General features: G+C 64.0%; 16 protein-coding genes. 3 read left to right on the top strand and 13 right to left on the bottom strand.

Annotation, left to right across the window (positions count from 1 at the left end):
* Nucleotides 1-49 precede the first annotated feature (49 nt).
* Both KY465_RS13470 and nirK read right to left on the bottom strand, forming a co-directional pair.
* Complete coding sequence (locus KY465_RS13470) at nt 50-1291, bottom strand: NnrS family protein (protein WP_219202203.1); 1242 nt, start codon at nt 1289-1291, stop codon at nt 50-52.
* A gap of 67 nt (nt 1292-1358) precedes the next feature.
* Entirely contained in the window at nt 1359-2483 is a 1125-nt protein-coding gene (gene nirK / locus KY465_RS13465; RefSeq protein WP_219202202.1) for a copper-containing nitrite reductase, read from the bottom strand.
* Nucleotides 2484-2748: 265 nt separating this feature from the next.
* Between nirK and KY465_RS13460 the strand changes: the two genes are divergently transcribed.
* Together KY465_RS13460 and KY465_RS13455 are read left to right on the top strand one after the other, a co-directional pair.
* Nucleotides 2749-3669, top strand: a complete 921-nt coding sequence (locus tag KY465_RS13460) for a sugar kinase (RefSeq protein WP_219202201.1) — start codon at nt 2749-2751, stop codon at nt 3667-3669.
* A gap of 81 nt (nt 3670-3750) precedes the next feature.
* Nucleotides 3751-4140 (top strand): VOC family protein, encoded by a 390-nt coding sequence (locus tag KY465_RS13455; protein ID WP_219202200.1) that lies wholly within the window; start codon nt 3751-3753, stop codon nt 4138-4140.
* Between the two features lie 57 nt (nt 4141-4197).
* On the opposite strand, the gene KY465_RS13450 is transcribed toward KY465_RS13455, so the two are convergent.
* From KY465_RS13450 to KY465_RS13415, 8 genes are all read right to left on the bottom strand, one after another.
* The gene (locus tag KY465_RS13450; RefSeq protein WP_219202199.1) at nt 4198-5040 is read right to left on the bottom strand and encodes a sulfite exporter TauE/SafE family protein; all 843 of its coding nucleotides are present in this window, start codon (nt 5038-5040) and stop codon (nt 4198-4200) included.
* A gap of 85 nt (nt 5041-5125) precedes the next feature.
* Nucleotides 5126-5869 (bottom strand): pyridoxal 4-dehydrogenase, SDR-type, encoded by a 744-nt coding sequence (gene pldH / locus KY465_RS13445; RefSeq protein ID WP_219202198.1) that lies wholly within the window; start codon nt 5867-5869, stop codon nt 5126-5128.
* A gap of 34 nt (nt 5870-5903) precedes the next feature.
* Nucleotides 5904-7085 carry a pyridoxamine--pyruvate transaminase gene (ppaT, locus tag KY465_RS13440; protein WP_219202197.1) on the bottom strand — a complete coding sequence of 394 codons (1182 nt, stop codon included), beginning with the start codon at nt 7083-7085 and terminating at the stop codon, nt 5904-5906.
* A 23-nt stretch (nt 7086-7108) separates the two neighbouring features.
* Entirely contained in the window at nt 7109-7915 is an 807-nt protein-coding gene (gene pldA, locus KY465_RS13435) for a 4-pyridoxolactonase (RefSeq protein WP_219202196.1), read from the bottom strand.
* 53 nt (nt 7916-7968) lie between these two features.
* Complete coding sequence (locus KY465_RS13430) at nt 7969-8904, bottom strand: putative B6 ABC transporter permease subunit 1 (protein WP_219202195.1); 936 nt, start codon at nt 8902-8904, stop codon at nt 7969-7971.
* Nucleotides 8905-8908: 4 nt separating this feature from the next.
* On the bottom strand, nt 8909-10024 hold the full coding sequence (locus KY465_RS13425; protein WP_219202194.1) for a putative B6 ABC transporter permease subunit 2: 1116 nt from the start codon (nt 10022-10024) through the stop codon (nt 8909-8911).
* Nucleotides 10021-11589, bottom strand: coding sequence for a putative B6 ABC transporter ATP-binding protein (locus tag KY465_RS13420; RefSeq protein WP_219202193.1), 1569 nt, complete (start codon nt 11587-11589; stop codon nt 10021-10023). Before KY465_RS13420 ends, KY465_RS13425 begins: the two co-directional genes overlap by 4 nt.
* Nucleotides 11590-11716: 127 nt before the next feature.
* Nucleotides 11717-12745 (bottom strand): putative B6 ABC transporter substrate-binding protein, encoded by a 1029-nt coding sequence (locus tag KY465_RS13415; protein ID WP_219202192.1) that lies wholly within the window; start codon nt 12743-12745, stop codon nt 11717-11719.
* A 115-nt stretch (nt 12746-12860) separates the two neighbouring features.
* On the opposite strand from KY465_RS13415, the gene KY465_RS13410 reads away from it, so the two are divergent.
* Complete coding sequence (locus tag KY465_RS13410; RefSeq protein ID WP_219202191.1) at nt 12861-13259, top strand: hypothetical protein; 399 nt, start codon at nt 12861-12863, stop codon at nt 13257-13259.
* A 15-nt stretch (nt 13260-13274) separates the two neighbouring features.
* On the opposite strand, the gene KY465_RS13405 is transcribed toward KY465_RS13410, so the two are convergent.
* From KY465_RS13405 to KY465_RS13395, 3 genes are read right to left on the bottom strand one after another with little or no spacing between them, the layout of a single operon-like run.
* Nucleotides 13275-14294, bottom strand: coding sequence for a TRAP transporter substrate-binding protein (locus KY465_RS13405; RefSeq protein WP_219202190.1), 1020 nt, complete (start codon nt 14292-14294; stop codon nt 13275-13277).
* 22 nt (nt 14295-14316) lie between these two features.
* The gene (locus tag KY465_RS13400) at nt 14317-15588 is read right to left on the bottom strand and encodes a TRAP transporter large permease (RefSeq protein ID WP_219202189.1); all 1272 of its coding nucleotides are present in this window, start codon (nt 15586-15588) and stop codon (nt 14317-14319) included.
* Complete coding sequence (locus tag KY465_RS13395) at nt 15585-16133, bottom strand: TRAP transporter small permease (RefSeq protein ID WP_219202188.1); 549 nt, start codon at nt 16131-16133, stop codon at nt 15585-15587. The genes KY465_RS13400 and KY465_RS13395 overlap by 4 nt, the downstream gene beginning before the upstream one ends.
* Between the last annotated feature and the right edge of the window lie 2 nt (nt 16134-16135).

The following is a 16135-nucleotide window of genomic DNA, read 5'->3' as shown; positions in this document are numbered from 1 at the left end:
TGCCCCATTAAGACCGCATGTCCGGCGTGGTGCCTGACGCCACGCCGGGCTAGCGCCCTGCCCTGTGATCGATTCGCGCCGCAAACAGCTTCGGACCATAGCTCAGCGCGAAAATGAGGAACGCGGCGCTCCAAAGGGCACCGCCGGCGATCAGCGCCGCGGCGCTGCCCTCTTCGAGCAGCGGCGCCAGCACCCGCAGAGCAGCACCGATTGTCACCACCGCATAGAGGATGAGCGTTGCTGCATCCGCCGCTATCGGGCGGCCGGTGTGACCAAGGCTGGCACGGCTCATCACTGCAAGCGTCATGGTGCCGACCGCCCCGGCGGTCAGCGCATGCACCGCCATGCTGGCCGGCAGCGCCGCGATGAACCGCCCGGCGCCGAGCAGAAGCAGGGCCAGTCCCAGCCAGCCATAGCCCAGATGCAGGACGATCAGCATCGGCTCGCGCCAGGCCAGCCAGCCGCGCCAGCGCAACAGACGCACCAGCACCAGCAGCCCGGCCCCGATCAGCATGCCACCGGTCAAGGCGGCTTCGGGCCGAAAGATCCAGTTGCCTAGCGCAATGACTGTGACCGCGAGTGCCAGCCGGTCCAGCGCTGCGAAGGGCACGGGCGGGCGTTTGCGTCCTGCTTTCGCCAGCCAGTTGCGTGTGAAACTCGGCACGATGCGCCCGCCGATCAGGGCGATCATCAGGGCGGCCACCGCGAGCGCTAGCCGCACGCCATAGCCCTCCAGCGCCGGAACAAGCCCGGCTGCGTGATGCCCGGCATTGGCCAGGGTGAACAGCGTCAACAACACGGCAACCGGCGCGTTGCGCCAGTTGTTTCCCGCGCGGACCTCGCGCCAGACCGCCAGAGAGAGCAGCGCCGGAAAAGCCAGATCGATCCCCATTGCCAGCCAGGGATCGGGAACGGTGGCGACCGCCACCCGCCCGGCAAGCCACAGGATGATGAGCAGCAGAAGCGGCCAGCCACTCAGCGGCAGCCGGCCGGTCCAGTTGGGAATCGCCGTCAGCACAAATCCCGTCAGCACCGCCAGAAGATAGCCGAACAGCATTTCGTGCACATGCCAAGCAAGCGGCGAAAAAGGGCCGGCGAGCGCCACGCCGTGAAAATACATCGCCAGCCAAAGGGGAATGGCCAGCCCGGCATGAACAGCGCCAAGCAGGAAAAACGGCCGGAATCCGTAATGCAGGATCGGCGGCATCGCCCTGTCGCGACCCCGCCCGTCATGCCGTGTGAAACCCGAGGCGAGCAGTCGCCTTGGGACTGAACGATCATTCTGGCTCATGCCGACTGCCTTTCCGCGCGCACAAACGGCCCGGCAGCGGGCCGCCGGGCCGAAACCTCCCTGTCATTCAGTTGGTCCGGATCGGTCCCGGCGCCTCGACCTGTTTCATCAGATCGTCATTCCACTCGCCCTCGACCTCGAAATGCGCCACCGCGCCCAGTTCGATCGCTTCGATCAGATTGTGGTTGACATAGGCATACAGACCCGGCTGCAGGAAGGTGTAGAGCGCCGATCCCGCGGATCCGCCGCGGATGAACCATGTCTCCAGGTTCTTGGCGGGCGGGTTGGCGAACTTGCCCTCTTCCCAGACATAATCGCCATGTCCGCCGATCAGGTGCGGCCGCGTATCGCGGTTGGCCTGCGCATGCACGATCAACACGGTCTCGCCGACCTTGGCGCGCAAGGCATTGTCACCCGTCAACGCGCCCTTGGCCCCGTTGAAGACCACATGCGTCGGCACCAGCCCGATCATCACCTCGCGCGTATCGGCGTAGCTGTCGCTGACCGTCTCATAGGACTTGTAGGTCCCGTCCGCATCGCGCGGGATATAGAGGTCGTTCTCGCCGATATAGACGACCTTGTCATAGCGCAGCGGCGCGCCGTTCTCATCCTTGAGCCCATCGCGCGGCAGCACCATGATCGTGCCGCTCATTCCGGCCACCACGTGCCAGGGGATCATCGGTCCGCCCGGAGCGCAATGATAGACGAATGTTCCGGCGCGGCTCGCCTTGAAGCGCAGCTTGACCTGCTCGCCGGGATCGATCAGCGTCAGTTCGCCGCCGCCCATCGCACCGGTCGCGGCATGAAAGTCGATATTGTGCGGCAACGCGTTGCTGGCAGGGTTGATCAGGGTGAGTTCGACATAGTCGCCCTCATGCACCACCATCATCGGCCCGGGGATCGAGCCATTGAAGGTCATCGCCTGCATCAGCGTGCCCTCATCATCCACCACCACCTGTTTTTCCTCGATCGGCAGGTTGAATTCGATGAGTTTCGGTCCGCCCTGCGCCACCTGCTCATGGGCATGAACGAAAGGCGGGGCGACGAGGCTGACGCGCTCGCGCGGCAGCGCCGCAATGTCGCTGTCCGTCACCGCAGCGGCCTGCGCGATCTGCGGGGATGTCTGCAGCGCCGCCGCACCGAGGATCGCAGTCGCGGCCGTGCTGATCATTGCTTGTCGACGCGTGAACATGGTCTTTCTCCTTGAGGTTCACCATTGCGTTGACCCCGTGATAGCGCGACGGAACAAACCGTTCTTTGTGCCAGCACAAACAACCAGGCAATCGCTCCACCCGCCGCCATGTCCCGGCGTGACGGCCCGCCGGTTCTTGTCCCGTGCCGTAGACTGCGCTACGCCATAAGCCCGTTGCCTGTTGCGCTGATCGCCGGGCAGTTACCGAAGCAAGTAACAGCGCTGGCCCGCCCAATGTCAGTCCACCCTACGCCCGGAGGAGCCCTTGACGTCCGATCTCATCTGTCTCGGTGAACCGCTGGCGGAGTTCAATCAGCAGCCCGATGGCACCTACCGTTTCGGGTATGGCGGCGATACGTCAAACTGCGCCGTCGCCGCCGCCCGCCAGGGTGCGCGCGTCGGCTATGTCACCCATCTCGGCGCCGACATGTTCGGCCAGGCCTTTCTCGATCTCTGGCAACGGGAAAATATCGACACCACCGGCACACGCAGCGTTGGCGATGCCCCGACCGGCCTTTACTTCGTCACCCACACCGCACGCGGCCACACCTTCACCTACAGGCGCGCCGGGTCGGCGAGCAGCCGCATGCGCACTGAGGACCTGCCCCGGCAGGTGCTGCGGCAGGCGCGCATCCTGCATGTTTCGGGCATCAGCCAGGCGATCTCGCCACAGGCCACCGATGCCGTCCTTGCCGCCATCGACGAGGTGCGCAACGCCGGCGGCCGGATCTCCTACGATACCAACCTGCGGCTGGCGCTCTGGCCGCTGGACCAGGCGCGCGCCGTCACGCATCAGGCCATGGCGCACTGCGACATCGCCTTGCCGGGGCTCGAGGATGCCGGACAACTGACTGGCCTTGCCGATCCTGATGCCATCGCCGATTTCTATCTCACCCTCGGAGCCAAGGTGGTGGCGCTGACGCTCGGTGCCGAGGGCGTGCTTGTCGCCACGCATGACGAACGCCGGCGCGTCAGGGGATATCGGGTCGCGGCGATCGATGCCACCGGCGCCGGCGACACTTTCGACGGGGCCTTCCTTGCCCGCCTTCTTGCGGGTGACGACCCCTTTGCCGCTGCCCGTTACGCCAATGCGGCCGCGGCCCTGTCGACCCTTGGCTACGGCGCCGTTGCGCCGATCCCGAATGAAAAGGCGGTGCTTGCCTTTCTTGCCGATCATCAGGAATGATAGCCTGTGCCTGCCACGGGAGCGGGCCCATCGGCCGACACCGTGGCCGCCCCATCACCGCTGCGCTTTGAGGACCGGATCATGACCGAGAACGCCAAACCGGATCGCAGCATCAATGGCGTCAACGGCATGGTCGTCTTCACCTATACGGACGATCTTGCGAAGGGCTGCCGTCTCTGGGAACAGGTCCTCGGCTTGACCTGCGCCGTCGACCAGGGCGTCTGCCGCATCTATCAGACGGCCCCGACCGCCTATGTCGGCGTGTGCACCCTGTCCGACCGCCCACGCGATCCTGCGGGCGTCACCATCAGCCTGCTCGCCGACGATGTCGATGCCATGGCCGGCAAGATCATCGCCGCCGGTTATCAGGTGATATTTGGTCCCGCCTACGCCGAAGAGTTCGACGTCTACACCTGCATCTTTCTCAATGATGACGGCTATCGCGTCGAGATCCAGCGCTTCGGCCGCTAACGGCGCGCAAGAACATCGGCCGGCGCGCGTGGGGCGTTGCGCAGCCGGCCGGCACCCTCAGCCAAGCAACATCCTGAGCGAGGTGATGGCGAGAAACAGCGCAAAGGCCCGCTTCAATGTGCGTGCATCGAGCGCGTGCGCCAGCCGCGCACCGAGCGGCGCTGCGAAAAAGCTGACCGGTGCGATGATCAGCGCCGCCGGCAGGCTGACATAGCCAAAACTGCCCGGCGGCAGGTCTTCTATGCCCCAGCCCGCATAGATGAACCCGATGACGCCCGGCACGGCAATCACAAGGCCGAGCGCCGAGGCAGTGCCCACGGCGCGGTGCGGCGGAAAGGAAAAAGCATTCAGGGTCGGCACCGACAGGGTTCCGCCACCGATCCCCATCAGCGACGAGATCAGGCCGATGATCGCCCCGATCACACGGTTGACCAGACCGCTCTGCGGCAGATGCGCGGCAATGACCAGGGTCTTCGGGATGGCCATGTTGACGGCAACGGCGAGCCCGACAACGCCGAACAGAAACCGCAGGCCGGCCCCGGAAACGATCATCGCCATCCCGCCGCCGATCAGTGCGCCGACGAACACGGCGGGGCCCCACAGTTTAAGCAGATCCTTGTCGACCGTGCCGCGCTTGTTGTGGGCGCGCATCGAGGAGATCGATGTGGGAATGATTGTCGCCAGAGACGTCGCCACGGCCAGGTGACTGGCGTGCTCTGGCGCGATCTGCAAAAGCCCGAGCACCCAGAACAACACCGGCACGATGACGATGCCGCCGCCGACACCCAGCAGACCGGCCAGCGTGCCGCTCACCAGACCGGTGACCGCCATGCCGGCAATCAGCATGGCGACCGTGACGGCATTCAAGGTCGAAGGATCGAAAACTGTGGGCACGGGCATAATTCCGAGGCAAAAGAGAGAGGCTGCCGGGGCGCGATAAAAGGCCGTGCCCCGGCACTACGTGCGTTGGAAAACGCGGATCGGTTTAGTGGCGCACCATGCCGGCGTCGACATTCAGCGTCTGGCCGGTGATCCAGCGCGCATCATCGGAGGCCAGGAAGGCCACCACATCGGCGATATGCGCCGGCTGTCCCTTGCCCTTCACCGCCTGCAGCATCTCGACGAATTCGAAGGCATTGTTGTGCGGGCTGTCCTTCACGCCATCGCTCTCGATCAGGCCGGGCGTCACCGCATTGACGGTGATGTTGTGCTGGCCGAGCTCCGTCGCCAGCGCCCGCGTCAGGCCGATCACGCCGCCCTTCGCCGCGACATAGGCCGCCATGTTCGGCGTGCCGGCAAAAAAGGTGTTCGAGGAGATCGAGATCACCCGCCCGGCCTTGCCATTGGCGCGCATCTGATCGGTCGCCGCCCGCGTCACCAGGAAGGTGCCGGTCAGATTGACCGAGATGATTTTCTGCCAATGCGCCAGATCGACATCATCCCAGGCGATGAACGGCACGATGCTGGCATTGTTGACCAGAATGTCGATGCCGCCATGCTTGGCGATCTCCTCGAACAGTGCCGTCACCGCTTCCGGATCCGAGACATCGGCGCCGACCGCCACGGCCTTGCCGCCGATCGCCTCTGCTGCCGCCTTGCCGCCGTCCGTGTTGACATCGCTGATGATCACGGTGGCACCATCCGCCGCCAACCGCTCGGCGATCGCCTTGCCGATACCCTGTGCCGCACCGGTGACCAAGGCCACCTTCCCCGCCAGACGTTCACTCATGACTTCATTCCCTCTTGTTCTGTCTTGAAATTTTTCAATTGGCGGCGTCGATGACCGCCATGGCGGCCGCCAACCCGGCACCGGCATCCACCTTGCGCCCGAGCGCATTCAGCGCGCCGGCATAGGCGGTCAGCCCGGCGATCGCATAAATCGGCTGCGCCGTCGGTCCCATGTGCCCGATACGCGTCAGCTTGCCGGCGGTCTCGCCACGCCCGGAGGAGAACACGACGCCGTAACGCGCCCGCGCCTCATCGCGTATCGCCTGTTCATCGAGCCCGTCCGGGGTGCGGATCGTGGTTGTCGTCGGCGAGGCGATCGTCTCGTCGGCAGCCCACAGTTCCAGCCCCATCGCCTTGATGCCGGCCCGCGTTGCCCGCGCCGTCAGATCGTGCCGCGCCCAGACATTCTCCGGACCTTCCTCGAGATAAAGATCCAGAGCCACGTCGTAACCGTTCAGTTCCGCCACCGAGGGCGTGAACGGAAACGGCTCCTTGTGCGACCAGGCATTCTCCCAGTCGAGAATGCTCAGCATCGAGGCGCGCGGGGCGCGTTCATTGGCCTTCATCTTTGTCCAGGCGCGATCCGACACGCCGACCATCGTCAGTCCGGGCGGCGCGCCGAGACACTTGTTCGGCCCGGTAACGTAAAGATCCGCCTTGCAGGCGTCCGGCGAGGTTTGCATGCCGCCGAAGGACGACACCGCGTCGACGATCAGATAGGCGCCATGCTCGGCAACGATCGCGCCGATCTCGTTGATCGGATTGATCGTCCCCGACGGCGTGTCATGATGACAGGCGCACACCACCGAGATTTCCGGATGCTGTCTCAGCATCTCGGCCACCGCCTGCGGATCGATCGCCTCATTGTACGGCACTTCGATCTCATGCAGCTCGTTCCCGGTATAGCGCGCCGCCCAATAGCCGAACCCCTTGCCATACACACCGGATGCCAGATTGAGCACGGTGTCCTCAGTCGCGATCAGTGACGCGGCCGCCGCCTCCAGCCCGAGCACCGGCTCGCCCTGCATGATCAGGGGGCGCGTTGACAGCCCCATCACCTTCTGCGTCTTGGCGACCAGCTCCTCGTAAAACAGCTGGAACGCCGGATCATAATCATAAAGCACCACCCGGCCGAGACCGCGCAGCACGTCCGGATAGGCGTTGACCGGCCCGGATGTCAGGGTGATCACCGGCTGCATGTCGTTGCTATAGCGCATCGTCGTCTCCTTCGCGTGTCAGCTCAGCCGTAATATTGCGTGCCGGTCTTGTAGGTCTTGAAATTCTCCATGTCGTGCGAATAAATCAGTTCCGCATCATGGTCTTGCGCCAGTTTCTTGATCTTCTGCATCGACTCGACGCCCGCCACCGGGTCGATGTGGAAGGACGCCTGGCACAGGGTCTCCAGGCTCTTTTGCGTATAGGCGACATCGATGGTGAACAGGATCGGCCGCCGGTTGGCGAACTCCACCATCAGGCTGTAATGGCCGATCGAGTGACCCGGCGTGAACAAGAGCTTGACGCCCTTGGCCAGTTCGACGTCCCCCTCGACCCCTTCGAAGGTCGAGTTCTTGGCCGTCGTGCCGGCCAGCAACTGATCGGTGGCGCCGCGTGCCTCGGCGACTTCCGCCGAAAAGCTCAGATCCGAGTAACCGAGAATTTCGAAGGGTTGCGGCTTGGCCGCCTGCGGCACTTCCAGCTTGTGACACATCTTCTTGGCGTCCGGAAAATACTTGTTGCCGCCGCAATGGTCGAAATGGAAGTGCGAGTTGAACACCACGTCGATGTCCTTCGGCTCGAGACCAAGCAGCCCGAGCGCACCGGGAATGGTCTGCTCCTTGGTCTGCATCGGCTTTTCGAACGGCAGCACCTTCATGACATGGTCGTAATCATAGCCGGTGTCGATCAGGAACCGGCCCTCGGCATGCTCGATCAGGATCGAATAGACCGGAAAGCGCACCTCGCCGCCCGGCCCCTTGTTCCAGAAGACGTGAAAGCCATCGAGCACCAGCGAGCCGCCGTCGAGCAGGTAAACCTTGGTATCTGACATGCTATTCTCCTCTTTATAGCGACTGCGACGGCAGCCGTTTTCGTTGATTCAAGTCAGCGCGCGCCGCGCTCATAGGGCAGGCCCAGCGCGGCCGGCAGGCTCGAGCGGCGCCCGAACGCCACCAGCATCGCCATCACGGCCAGGAACGGGATCATCTGGATCACATCGGTCGGGATATTGATGCCGGCCACCTGCAGCGCCGTGGTCAGGCCCAGGCAGATGCCGAACAGCATGGCCCCCAACAGAACCCACAATGGCCGGCCGCGCGCCAGCATGGCGAGCACGATGCCGAGAAAACCGGCGCCATTGGTGATGAACGGCACGAACAGACCGGCGCCGATATTGGCGAGATAGGCGCCGCCAAGACCTGCCATCGCGCCGGTGAACACGACGGCGATGGTGCGCGTGCGGAACACATCGACCCCGGCCACATCGAGCGCCGCCGGTTTATCGCCGGCCGCCTGCAGATTGAGACCGAGCTGCGTGCGCCGGTAGAGAAGGCTCATCACGATGACCAGCACGAGCGCCAGATAGACAATCAGGTGATGCCGAAACAGCGCCGGCCCAAGCACCGGAATATCGGCGAGGATCGGGATCGGAAATGGCTCGGCGGCCGGCAGCCGCGGATAGGTGCGCGAGAACTGGAAATGGTGCAGAAGCGCCGTCAGCCCCTCAAAGCCGAGGGTCAGACCGATGCCGATGACGATCTGATTGAGCCCGTAGCGCACGCACAGGACGACCATGATCAGGGCGACGAATATGCCGCCGAGCATGCCGGTGGCAAAGCCGAGCCACAGCGATTCCGACAGATAGGCGCCGAGAAAGCCGGTATAGGCGCCGAAGATCATCATCCCTTCAATGCCGATATTCAGCACGCCTGCCTTTTCCGACATCTGTTCGCCGAGACCCGCGAGCAGCAGCGGCACCGCGGCCGTCACCGCACCGAAAAACAAGGCTCCGAGAAAGACTGTCGTGAAGAGATCACTCATGGGTTCAAACCTTCGCCGCCTTGCTCAGCCGGTGATCGATATATTCGGCGATCGCCAACACGATCAGCACGATGGCCACCAGAAGAAGTGTGAAATCATTGGGCACGCCGAGCCGTCGCGCCGCGCTTTCGCCACCGATCGACAGGACCGACAACAGCCCGACAAAGGCGATCGACGCGTAGCCGTTGAAGCGCGCCAGGAACACCATCGGGATCACCGTCAGCGCATAGCCGGGGTTCCAGTCGGCCCGCACATTGCCCTGCACGCCGAGCACATCCAGCGCGCCGGCGATGCCGCACAGTCCCGCTGACAGGGCAAACACCGCGACTGTCAGCTTCGGCACGCTCAGACCGGCATGGATCGCGGCGCGCGGATTGGCACCGACGATGCGCAGTTTCAGACCGAACGAGGTTTTCACCATCATCAGATGCACGGCGATGATCGCCGCCAGCCCGAACAGCAGCCCGCTTGAAATCGTCGTGTCGAACAGCCGCGGCAACCGGTCGGCGACCGGCAGGGTGCGGGTTTGCGGCACCGTCGTGCCGGGATCGAGAAAGATCAGCTTGACCAGTACATTGGCGAGCGAAGCCCCGAGAAAGGTCATCATCAGCGTCGTGATGATCTCGTTGACGCCCTGATAGCCCTTGAGCAGGGCCGGCACCAGCGACCACAGCATGGCCACGACAATGGCAATGACAAACGCGATCGCCACGGCGAAACCGGCCGGCATGATCATCGCCAGCAGCGGCGCGCTGGCCGCCGCCGCGACGGCACCGAGCAGGAACTGCCCGTCACCGCCAAGATTCCAGATTCCGGCCCGGAACGACACGATCAGCCCGGCAGCGAGAAACAGAAGCGGCCCCATGCGCGTCAGCGTCTGCTGCACGCCGCTCGGCGACAACAGCCCGCGCTCGATCACATAGGTATAGTAGGTCAGCGGATTGACGCCGAGCGCCATCAAAAGCAATCCGGCCAGCGCCAGGGCGACCAGCACCGGGCCGACGGTCATCGCCAGGCGCTTGCCGACGCCGCGCGCCGCCGGGGTCGCCGGCTGCCCGGCCTCACCTTCCGGCGCTGCCTCGGTGGTGCTGGGGCGTGTGGAGATATCCTGAGCGCTCATTGCGAGATTCCGATCATCAGCCGTCCGACATTCATGCGCGCGTCCGGACCGTTATCGACAAATCCGGTAATGCGCCCCTCCGCCATCACCGCGATGCGGTTGGCAAGACCCAGCACTTCCTCAAGCTCGGTGGATATCAGGATCACCGCCTTGCCTTGCGCCGCCACTTCGCGGATGCGCTGGCGGATGCTCAGCGTGTTGTTGAGATCAAGGCCATAGGTCGGCTTGTTGTAAATCACCACGCGCGCGCCCTCGGCCAGTTCGCGCGCCAGCACCACCTTCTGCACATTGCCGCCGGACAGTTGCCCGATTGGTGTCTGCCGGCTCGGCGTGCGCACGTCGTAGTCCTTGATCAGCTCGGCGGCGCGCTGATCGATCGCCGCGCCGCGCTCGAACGCGCCTTTCCAGTACGGCGGCGCGCCGACCTCCTTGATGAAAAAATTGATTGCTACGGGAAAGCTGCCGACGGTGCCCTCGCCCAGCCGGTCATCGGTCAGATAACGCAGCCCCCGCGCCCGCCGTCCGCCGACCGTCAGACCGTCGATTGCCGCACCGTCCAGTGTGATGGACCCCTCGGCATCAGCCCGCTGCCCCGCCAGCGCTTCGGCCAGTTGCTTCTGCCCGTTGCCATCGATCCCGGCAATGCCGAGGATCTCGCCCGGCCGGACATCGAAGCTGATCTCGCTCAGGCCCGGCGCATTCGGCCCGGCGGGCAGCGCCAGGTCGCGAACCGAAAAGAGCGGCGCGATCGTGTCATCGACCGGGCCCGGCACCTGCGCCACGCTCTCGGGATCATCGCTGCGGATGCCGAACATCATCTCGACGATCTCCGCCATCAGCGTGTCCTCGTCGAGCTCGCGGAACCGCCCGGGCTCGATCTCGCCGACCTTGCGTCCAAGCTTGAGCACCGAGATACGGTCGCCGAAGGCCGTTGCCTCACGCAATTTATGGGTGATGAACACCAGCGCCATGCCGCGTTCGACCAGCCGCCGCATCAGGGCGCCAAGTTCCTCGACCCCTGCCGGTGACAGCATCGAGGTGGATTCATCAAGGATCAGCACCCGGCTGCCGCGCAACAGGGCGCGCAGGATCTCGACCATCTGCTGCTCGCCGAGCGACAGATCCGCCGCCAGCGCATCGAGCTTGATGCGCATGCCGAGCTGCTGCGCCAGGGTCTCGACCTTTTCGACCAGACCCTCCTTGTTCGGGCGCCGCCACCACGGTCCGCCAAGCAGAAGATTTTCGGCGACCGTCAGCGTGGGAACCAGCATCGCGTGCTGAAAGACCGTGCCGATACCGTGGCCGAGCGCCTGGCTCGGAGAACCGATGCTCTGCACTTTGCCGTCAATGCGGATCTGGCCGGCATCAGGCTGCAACAGCCCCGACAGCATGCCGATCAATGTCGATTTGCCGGCGCCATTCTCGCCGAGCAGCACGTGCACTTCGCCGGGCCGCAGGGCCAGATCGACGCTGTCATTGGCGATGATGCCGGGAAAGCGCTTGGTTACGCCGTCCAGCTCGATGATCGGCGCGGCTTCGCCGGGATGATGCGCGGGAGAGAGCATGTCTCCATCCGATTCTGGTATGCGTGCGGATCGCCTGGCGGCCCCGTCTCTGGCGCCCGATCCTGCCCCTGGAACTGAAAGCTTGGAGAGGGGCCCCGGCCCCTCTCCTTTGGCTAGAGCTGCGAGCCTATTCTTCGACTTCGCTCATCAGCTTGCGCACTTCGGCGGCGTCGAACACCGGATCAATCGACAATTCGCCGGAGACCATCTTTTCGCGCACGGCCTGCACCTCTTCCCAGACGGCCTCGTCGACCTGCGGGGTCTTCAACAGCCGCACGGAATCATCCTTGATGCCGATGGCATAGGACTTGGTGCCAAACGTGTCGTCTTTCAGATCCTGGATCATCGCGGAGTAGACCGGTTCGATGTCCCAGATCACCGAGGAGAGCAGATAGCCCTTGTCGATCGAGGACTTGTCGCCGATCACGTCGATGAACATCACCTTTTCGCCGTCGGCCGCCTTGGTGGTTTCCACCGCCTGCAGCATGCCGAAGCTCGAGCCATTGCCCTGGCCGAAGATGACATCGGCGCCGGCAGCGATGACACTTTCGGTGACGCGCTTGCCGCCGGCCGCATCGGAATAGGCCGCCGGTCCGATCACCGCATAGATCACCTTGATGTCGGGATCGGTGGCCTTCACGCCCTGGGCGAATCCGGCCGACTGCGAGTTCCAGGACGGCGGCTCACCGGACACGACAACGCCAACCGTCTTCGAGCGCGTCGTCTTGGCGGCGAGAACACCGGCCAGATAGGCGCCTTCATGTCCTGACAGCGTGTAATCGGCGATCAGGCCTTGCTTCAGCGCTTCCGGCGTGTCGACGATGGCCACCGCAACACCGGTTTCCTCGGCGATCTCCGGAGCCGACGTGTTGTAGCCGCTGGCATGCGCGATCATCAGATCCGCACCTTCCTCGGCCAGTTCGCGCAGCGTCGGGCGCACATCGCCATAGCCAAGGCCCTGGGCGACGATCAGTTCGACGCCGGCCTTCTCGGCAGCCGCACGCGCCGCATCGACGCCCTGCTGGTTCCAGCCGTAGTCGGTGCCTTCTTCCGGCGTCAGGATGGCGATGGCCTCCACGTCCGCCGCAAGGGTTGCGCTGTAGCTCATGCCGAGAACAGCAAGAGCGCTCACCGTAGTCATGATTAGCTTTTTCATATTCGCCTCTTTAGGTTCTGGATTCGTTGCATAAAGTGTGCAGAATTTACATCTATCCTGTTCTTTTTATTGGGTTGTCTCTGTGAAAATCACTCCTCCACTATGTTGCATTGCCATGCTTTGGCTGTCCTCCCCCGCCGCGGCGGTGGAATTGCGTGAAATCGAAGTCCGGCGTGGCACCGACGGGCTGGTCGAAGCGCCGCTGACGGTATCCAATGCCTCGCCCGAAGTGTTGTCCTGCACCGCAGAGCTCGCCCACTGGTACTCAAAGGACATGGGCACCATCGCCCCCGGCGCGCGCTCCACCTTCGCCCTCTGGTTCGATCCCGAAAGCGGCACATTCTCGTTGCTGAATGCCGGTGAAGACAACATGCCGGTCGAAAAGTTGTGGTGCGGATTTGCCGGCCGGGCATACGAGACGCGCGCCGCATTCAGCCTCGCCCGCGCCGCCGCCAGGGAGCGCAGCGTCGACTGCGCGCCCTCCGGTGACCATGCGAGACTGGAATGCGAATAGGCCGGCATCGCTGCGTTACTCCTTGCCGCCGGCGTCAACCAGCGCTTTCAGCTTCTCATATTCCGCCTTCACCGCCGGGTCGGCATCGACCAGGGACGTTGCCAAGGCTGCGAAATCCTCTTCCATCTTCGCCTGCTCTTCATCGGAAAGCTGGTTGATGGTACCGCCATTGTCGCTCCAGATCTTGTAGGTCCGCTCGACATTCTCGACCCCCCACGGGAACACCTCGGTTTCCGCGGCGCGTCCTGCCTCGATGATCGCGGTTTTCACTTCGTCACTCTGACTTTGGAACCACGCCTCGTTGACGACCGTGACGGAGACGATCTCGGCAAAACGCAGATCGGTGATGTTCTTGCCGATATCGTAGAACTTGAAGGCCGTCAGAATCGGCATGCCGACCAAGAGGCCGTCGAGACCGCCATTTTCCAGTTGCGGCACCACTTCCGACAGGGCCAGCGGCAATGCACTGGCGCCCAGTTGCTCCATCGGCTTGACCTGCATCGGTGAGGCGAAGGTGCGGATTTTCAGGCCTTGCATGTCGGCGAGGCTGGTCACCGGCTCCATGGTGAAGACCACGGTGGGGCTGTTGTAGATCGCACCGATGACCCGCAGGCCCTTGTCGAGGAACATTGTCTCCAGATGATCACGATAATCCGCATCATGGATGGCCCGGTCGACATCCTCGGGGGTTTTGAACAGGCCCGGCACATCGAATGCCTGGAACCGCGGATCGACATTGGTCATGAACGAGGTCGGTGTCGTGAACGCCTCGATGGTGCCGAGCAGCACGCCTTCGGCCATGCGCGGGATCGGGCCGAGCTGGCTGGCCGGATAGATCTCCGTCTTCACCTCGTCGCCGACGCGCTCCGCCAGTTCCCGGGCAAAGACCTTCTGCCATTCGTGCTGAACGTCGTTGATCGTTGCCGAGGCCAGCTTCATGGTCGATGCAGCGACCGCCGGACCCTGCATGGCAGCAAGCGGCAGCGCGGCGATGGCAACGCCCAGAAGTGCCTTGCGCAGGAATGATTTCAACATTGTCTTCCCCTTTGTCTTGTTCTCAGTTGGCGGCGCCGAGCGTCAGCGACAGACCCGGCATGTAAGTGATGATCAAAAGCGCGATGATCTGCACGCCGACAAACGGCAGCACACCGCGATAGAGCTCGTGCGCCGAAAGCCCGGTGACGCTTTGCGCCACGAAGATGTTCAGGCCGAAGGGCGGTGTGAACATGCCGATCGCCAGATTGACGGTCATGATCACGCCCAGATGGATCGGATCAACGCCAACCGACACAGCAATCGGCACCAGAAGCGGCGCCAGCACGAGGATGGCGGAGGTCGGATCAAGCACGCAGCCGATCAGCAGAAGCACCGCGTTGACGCACAGCAGGAATGTGAACTGATCCATCTCGAGCGCCTGGATCCATGCGACCAGCGCCTGCGGCACGCCCTGCGCGGTCAACAGCCAGGTCAGCGCACCGGCGGCGGCGACGATGATCAGGATCTGCGCCGAAAGCATCGCCGCATTGGCACCAGCCCGCACAATGTCGGCGAAACTCATCGAACGGTAGATGAAGCGGGCCACGATGATCGCGTAGAAACAGGCAAATCCGCCCGCCTCGGTCGGCGAAAACCAGCCCTGATAGATACCGCCGAGCACGACGACCGGCATCAAGAGCGCCCAGAAGGCCCCCAGCGCCGCGTCCCGGATCTCGCGAAAGTCAAAACCGCCGGAGCGCGGAATTCCCTGCCGGACGGCGATGTAGACGATCAGCACCGACATCAGGGCGGCAATCAGCAGACCGGGCAGGATGCCGGCGAGAAACAGCCGCGAGATCGACTGCTCGGCAGCCAGCCCATACAGGATCATCGCGATGCTCGGCGGAATGACGATGTCGATCGCGCCCGAGGCGGCGATCAGGCCACCGGCCCGCTCGCGGCCATAGCCGCCGGCAGTCAGCTTCGGAAACAGGGTTTTGCCAAGTGCCGCGACAGCCGCGGCGCTGGAGCCGGAAATCGCCCCCATCATCGCCGATGCGCCGACCGTCGCCACGCCGAGGCTGCCGGGCACCCGCCCGGTCAGGGCCAGGACAAGCCGCACCAGCCGCGCGGCAATGCCGCTGGTCGACAGCAATTCACCGGCAAAGATGAAAAACGGCACCGCCAGCAGCGCGTAATTGTCGAGCCCGCCAAACAATGTCTGGTGCAGGACCAGCGGCTGCATTGGCACGAAGAACATCAGCGCCAGCACCACCCCGGCCAGCAGCGCCAGGAACACCGGCGTGCCGATCGCCAGCAGCGCCATTGGAACGAGGGCCAGGGCGGCGGTCATCGCGCACCCCCCGCGATCAGCCGCAGAATGCCGCGCCCGACGCGGATCAGCGCGATGAGCGAAAGGCCGGCAAAACCAAACAGCAGGGCGCTGTGCGGAATTGTCATCGGCAGGCCGAGCGCCATACTCTTGGTCGCCAGCCGGTTGATGGTGGTCACATAGCCAAGCGACGCGTAAGTGGCAAACAGGGCGATGCAGAGCGCGACGAGATCCTGGACGAGGAACAGCAGCTGTTCGGTGCGTCCGCGCGCATAGGACGGCAGCAGATTGATGGCGATATGACTGGCCGACCATGCCGCCGTCACCATGCCGGCCATGACGATGAACACCATGGCAAAGACCATCAGTTCATCGGCTCCGGCGATCGCCCGACCAAACACATAGCGTCCGGCCGCATTGGCGACATTGACCAGGACGATCGCGATCAGCGCCAGCCCCACGACCCACTCGACCGCAACCGACAGTCCGGACGACACCCCGCGCCGCGTTCCGTCGCCGGTCGCCCTGTCCATTCCGATCTCCGGGTCGCGCGCCATGTCGGTCATCC

Origin of the sequence: Neohoeflea coraliihabitans (assembly GCF_019334345.1) — a bacterium.
Lineage (GTDB): Bacteria > Pseudomonadota > Alphaproteobacteria > Rhizobiales > Rhizobiaceae > Pseudohoeflea > Pseudohoeflea coraliihabitans.
This window is presented reverse-complemented; position numbering and strand designations above follow the sequence as displayed.